The sequence below is a fragment of the Bradyrhizobium sp. P2_E8 genome, from assembly GCF_056403875.1.
The window spans coordinates 1-2563 of record NZ_JBFUES010001030.1; the positions used below are offsets into that span (position 1 = coordinate 1).

Genomic DNA, 2563 nt, shown 5'->3' on the forward strand with positions numbered 1-2563 from the left:
CGAACATATTCCGCCATGCGCAAGCGACGGAAGTGAGCATCGTTATCGATGCGATCGGCCGTCATTTTCGACTGACGGTCACTGACAATGGGCGGGGGATGCGCGCCGACTACGCGAAGCAAGGCGCGAAAACCATATCCATCGGCGTCGGAATTCCCGCGATGAGGGCACGTCTCGAACAGATCGGAGGGTCATTGGATATCCACTCCGATCCGGCAATACAGCTCTCCGGCACCATCCTGCGCGCGGTGTTTCCGCATGGGCTGACGACGAACAAGCCTGGCCGGCGAAAGGCCGCGGGCTTCGGGAGGGCCCAAGCTGGCACCCACTGAGGCAAGAAGAAGAAGGTTATCGGTGGCGGGTGGAATGGCTGCCGTATAGCGACATTGGAGTGCTCTGCCATGAAACGCTTTCTTATCGCGGATGATCACGAAGCGGTGCGATTGGGCTTGCGAGCGGTGCTCGAACAGCGGGCGGATTGGGAGGTGGTTGCCGAGGCGAACGACGGCAGCAAGGCGCTGACCGCGGCTATCGAAAGCCGGCCGCATGTGGCTATCGTCGACTTCTCCATGCCGCGAATGACGGGAGTGGAGGTTGCGCGGCGGATCAGGGACTATCCGTTGCAGACGGAGGTCTTGATCTTCACGGTGCACAAGTCCGGTCTGCTTGCGCAGCAGGCGTTCGAGGCCGGCGCACGCGCGTTTCTGGCGAAATCGGACGCGAACAGAATGCTGCTGGCGGCCGTCGACGCACTTTTGGTGCATAAGCGGTTCTGCAGCGAAAGCTGTCGGAACGAACTGGATCACGGCGCGGGAAGCGAAGCAGATCGGCGTCGCGGGCTTACGCCACGCGAGCAGCTCGTCGTCAAGCTGGTAGCTGAAGGCTACAGCAACAAGGGCATCAGCGCGATCTTGAACCTCAGCGTCAAGACAACCGAGGCACATCGGGCGGCTGCGATGCGCAAGCTGGAGGTGAACTCAACCGCAGGTCTGGTCCGGTATGCCGTTCGCGCGCAGCTGGTTGAGGCATGACAGCGCGTCGGTCCGCGGGATCTCCTTGAAGGCGGCCACGTCGGTACATTCGCCGACGCAGCTCAGGGTTTTGCAGGATGGCGCTTCGAGCCATGATCGGCATGATCGTTCGACCTTGCGGCTGCCGGCCGTCTCCATTGATTGCGGCCGGAAAACGAGAACGACGCCATGAAACGCATCTTGATTGCGGATGATCATGCAGTCGTACGTTCAGGGCTTCGCGCGATTGTCGAAACGCAGTCCAACTGGATCGTCGCCGGCGAGGCGACCAATGGTGAGCAAGCCGTCGGTCTGGCCGTGGAGACGAGCTCGGACATCGTAATCGTCGACTATTCGATGCCACTCATGAACGGGCTGGAGGTCAGCCGCCGGCTCAGGGCACTTGATCTGCGCACGGAAGTGCTGATCCTGACGATGCACGAGGACGAGGAACTGCTGACTGAAGCCGTTCTGGCCGGAGTTCGCGGCTTCTTGTTCAAGTCGGATGCCAAGAAGCACCTGATTTCCGCAATCGAGGCGTTGCTCGACGGCAGGCCCTACTTCACCAGCGCCCTGGTGGAGAAGCTGCTCCACGACTACCAGCTCAACAAGCATGGCAAGTCGGACATGCTGCTAACGTCGCGTGAGCAGAGCGTGGTCCAATTGATTGCGGAAGGGCATACCAACAGATCCATGAGCACCATTTTGAAGCTGAGCGTGAAGACCGTCGAGACCCATCGTGCGTCGGCCATGCGCAAGCTCGGGATGTCGTCGACGGCCGAACTGGTCCGCTATGCCATTCGCAAGAAACTGGTCGCGCCCTGAGAGACCCCGCCGTTGGGATGCGGACTTTGAAGGATCGTTCAAGCTGTCTTCGATCCCTTCCTGCCAGCGCCGACCGATGGTCTCCGGTGCGGTGCAGGTGGCCTTTTCGCAGACGTTCTGGAGGGCGCGGCGCTCTTCTCTCGCTTGCGGCCGGCACGGGAGGCCCGCGCACCGGGCGTCCTCTCCCGATGCAGCAGCTTGCGAAGCATGGAGGGGTCGGCATACCCAACCCTCTCCGCGATCTCGTCGAGGCCGAGCCGCGTTGTCTCCAGAAGCTCCATCGCGCTGTCGATGCGCAACTTCTGGACAAATCTCACCGGCGAAAGCCCGGTGGCGCGCTCACATCGACGCGCAAACGTGCGCGCACCCAGTCCCACGGCCTTCGCGAGCTCGGAAATTGAAAAGGTCCGATGCAGTCGCGCTCGTGCCCAGCGCTCGGCGCGAGAAACCCGTTCGTCCGCGGCGGCAAGAAAGGATAGCGCCATGTAGCGGGACTGCGACGGCCGCTGGTCCAGCAACAGAAACCGTGCGCAGCTGTCCGCGAGGTCGGGTCCGGCATGGCGCGCAATGATCGAGAGCATGAGGTCCAGTTGAGCCATTGCCGCGCCGGCGGTCGTTACGCTCCCGTCGGTCAGCACCATCGCGTCCGTGTCGAGCATCACTTTCGGAAATAGATTCCGAAAGAGCGGCGCGAGCCACCAGGTCGTGGTTGCACGGCGGGCATCCAG

General features: G+C 62.0%; 4 protein-coding genes. 3 read left to right on the forward strand and 1 reads right to left on the reverse strand.

All coding sequences use genetic code 11. The features are described 5' to 3' along the window. From AC1D00_RS36150 to AC1D00_RS36160, 3 genes are all read left to right on the forward strand, one after another. The coding region (locus tag AC1D00_RS36150) for a sensor histidine kinase (protein WP_477013962.1) at window positions 1–332 on the forward strand (332 nt) is incomplete at its 5' end. A 69-nt stretch (window positions 333–401) separates the two neighbouring features. Then, complete coding sequence (locus tag AC1D00_RS36155; protein WP_027548828.1) at window positions 402–1031, forward strand: response regulator; 630 nt, start codon at window positions 402–404, stop codon at window positions 1029–1031. A 168-nt stretch (window positions 1032–1199) separates the two neighbouring features. Beyond that, window positions 1200–1835 carry a response regulator gene (locus tag AC1D00_RS36160; protein WP_135172854.1) on the forward strand — a complete coding sequence of 212 codons (636 nt, stop codon included), beginning with the start codon at window positions 1200–1202 and terminating at the stop codon, window positions 1833–1835. A gap of 38 nt (window positions 1836–1873) precedes the next feature. Here AC1D00_RS36160 and AC1D00_RS36165 read toward each other — a convergent pair. Next, on the reverse strand, window positions 1874–2563 hold a 690-nt coding region (locus AC1D00_RS36165), incomplete at its 5' end, for a GlxA family transcriptional regulator (protein ID WP_477013963.1).